Origin of the sequence: Clostridium sp. D5, assembly GCF_000190355.1 — a bacterium.
In the GTDB taxonomy this organism is placed as follows: Bacteria; Bacillota; Clostridia; order Lachnospirales; family Lachnospiraceae; genus Faecalicatena; species Faecalicatena fissicatena_A.
Genome location: NZ_GL870832.1, coordinates 1 through 2,626, shown reverse-complemented (window position 1 = coordinate 2,626; position 2,626 = coordinate 1). Strand labels below are relative to the sequence as shown.

Sequence of the window (2,626 nt, the reverse complement as noted above, 5' to 3'; positions counted from 1 at the left end):
CCTGATCATGTCCATCCTGTGGATGATCATGGAATCCCCGGACCTTGCCATTACAGAGGCGGCCGTGGGTGCGGGCGTGACCTCGCTTTTGTTTTTTGTGACCCTGAAGAAGATCCGGGGGATCTCCGCCGACAAGGAGGAGGATGACGGAAAGGAGACGGAAGAATGAGCAGAAAACGGCCCCAGGAGGAGTATAACAACAGTCCGGCCTGCCGGTTTAAACGGTGGCTGAACGGAGAGAAGGACCCCTTTGTGGGAACCCTGGAGATGAAGCCTCCGCTTATGGAGGAAGATCCCGGGCCTCCCTATGAACCTTCGGACTACGAAGAGATTCGGAAAAAAAGCAGAGATTATTCCCTGAATAAACAGCTCCGGGGATATGGGAAAGTATCCCGGGCGGTGAGCATCCTGGTCTGTGTGCTGATGACGGCTATGCTGATCTATGCCGTATCCTACCTGCCGTCTGTGGGGGCCGAGTCCAACCCGGCCAACAATGAGGTGCCGGCACGCTACATTACCCAGGGACTTCAGGAGACCGGCTCGGTCAACATCGTAACCGGAATGATCCTGACCTACCGTGCATTCGATACCTTCGGGGAGACTACGGTGCTGTTCATTGCGACCTGCTGCGTGATGATCCTGCTGATGGTGGAGAATCAGGAAAAACGAAAAAAACTGAAACTCGATGACTACGGGCTGGAGCCCCTCCAGGATACGGTCCTGAAGAAGGTGGCAAAGCTGGTCTGTCCCATTATCTTTTTATTTGGGATTTATATCATTTTAAACGGGCATCTGTCCCCGGGAGGCGGTTTCTCCGGCGGTGCGGTGATCGGTGCGGGAATGATCCTTTATGCGGCGTCTTTCGGGTTTACCAGGACACAGAAGTTCTTTAACGAGAAGATTTATGTCATCGTCAAGGTGACTGCGCTTCTGCTGTACGGCCTGATCGCGCTGCATTTTTTCTACACCGGTGCAAACGGGCTGGAGCATATCTTCCCCATGGGGGTGCCGGGGGCGATCTTAAGCGGCGGGATCATCCTGCCCATCAACATCTGTGTGGGCACGGAGGTGGCGTGCACCATCTATGCGTTTTATGCACTGTTTCGGAGAGGGGGCCTGTAACATGGGAAGCAACTTAACGTCAAACTTTATAGAGATCGTTGCAGTCATCTTATTCGGGATCGGGTTTACGGACCTGTTCCTGCATAAGAACCTGATCAAAAAGATCATCGGGCTGAACATTATGGATACGGCGGTGTACCTGTTTCTTGCGGTAAAAGGGTATATCAGGGGGCTCAAAGCCCCCATCATCGTGGACGGCGTGCAGAACGCGGATGCCTACATCAATCCGGTGCCAAGCGGCCTTGTGCTGACAGGGATTGTGGTGTCGGTGTCGGTCACGGCGCTGATGCTGGCGCTGACCATCTGCCTGTATTACAGATACCACACTTTGGACCTGGATAAGATATCGCTGAAGGTAAGGGAGAAGGAAGAATGAGCTTTGTACAGAATGTGCCCTGTTTTTCGATTTTAGCAGCCATGTTTGCGGCCATCATAACGTCCGCAGTGAAGGGAAAGGCGGCCCGGTGGATCAGCATTGGCATTTCGGCGGCAATCGGGGTGGCTACCGCCTTTCTGCTGGCCTTTTTGATGGGGACCGGGGAGAGTTATGTCTATGTGATGGGGCATTTTCCGGCGCCCTGGGGCAACGAGCTGCGCTTCGGCATGCTGGAAGCGGCCATGGCCCTGCTGTTCTGCGTGATCATGCTGCTGGCTTTGTGGGGCGGTATGGAAGAGGCGCGGGGGGATCTGGAAGAGGAGAAGGCCAACTTTTATTATATCATGGCGGACCTGATGCTGGCTTCCAATCTGGCCCTTGTGTATACCAACGATTTATTTACCGCCTATGTATTTGTGGAGATCAGCACCATCGCGGCCTGCGGGCTGATCCTTGGAAAATTCAATGACCTGACCATCGCCGCAGGGGTGCGCTATATGATCATGAGCCTGATGGGGTCCGGCCTGCTGCTGCTTGGCATCAGCTTCTTCTATGACATGACCGGGCACCTCCTGATGAGCAACATGAAGGAGAGCATCCTTTTCCTGTGGCAGACCGGGGAATACCGGGTGCCGCTCATCCTGACCATCGGGCTGGTGAGTGTGGGGCTGGCCATAAAGAGCGCTCTGTGGCCCTTCCATTCCTGGCTTCCGAATGCCTACGGGCATGCCACGGTGTCTTCATCAGCAATGCTTTCCAGCATTGTGTCCAAAGGCTACATTTTTCTGCTGCTCAAGATCATATACCGGGTAACGGGGGCGGACATCTTTGCGGGAAGCCATGTCATCGATATCCTGCTGGTGTTCGGAATCATCGGCATGATCCTGGGTTCCCTGGACGCGGTCCGGCAGAAGAACCTGCGGAAAATGATTGCCTATTCCTCGGTGGCCCAGATCGGCTATATTTTCATGGGCATGGGCCTTGGCACGGCGGCGGGGACCGGAGCGGGGATTTACCACATCTTTGCCCATGCGGCGGCAAAATCCCTGGTTTTCGTGGCGGCTTTCGGCCTGATCAAAGCATCCGCGGGGAATCCGGATATCAGCGGCCTGCGGGGGGCGGGATTCA

4 protein-coding genes are annotated in these 2,626 nt (G+C 55.0%); all 4 read left to right on the top strand.

The genetic code is table 11. The features are described from left to right. Positions 1-169 (top strand): hydrogenase subunit MbhD domain-containing protein (locus HMPREF0240_RS23115; protein WP_035314762.1); only part of this gene is annotated, 169 nt, incomplete at its 5' end. Continuing rightward, positions 166-1,122, top strand: a complete 957-nt coding sequence (gene mbhE, locus HMPREF0240_RS23110) for a hydrogen gas-evolving membrane-bound hydrogenase subunit E (protein ID WP_009005808.1) — start codon at positions 166-168, stop codon at positions 1,120-1,122. The genes HMPREF0240_RS23115 and mbhE, both read left to right, overlap by 4 nt. 1 nt (position 1,123) lies before the next feature. Beyond that, positions 1,124-1,498: a cation:proton antiporter subunit C gene (locus HMPREF0240_RS23105; RefSeq protein ID WP_009005807.1), complete on the top strand. Its 375-nt coding sequence runs from the start codon at positions 1,124-1,126 to the stop codon at positions 1,496-1,498. Continuing rightward, positions 1,495-2,626 (top strand): proton-conducting transporter membrane subunit (locus HMPREF0240_RS23100; RefSeq protein WP_009005806.1); only part of this gene is annotated, 1,132 nt, incomplete at its 3' end. The genes HMPREF0240_RS23105 and HMPREF0240_RS23100, both read left to right, overlap by 4 nt.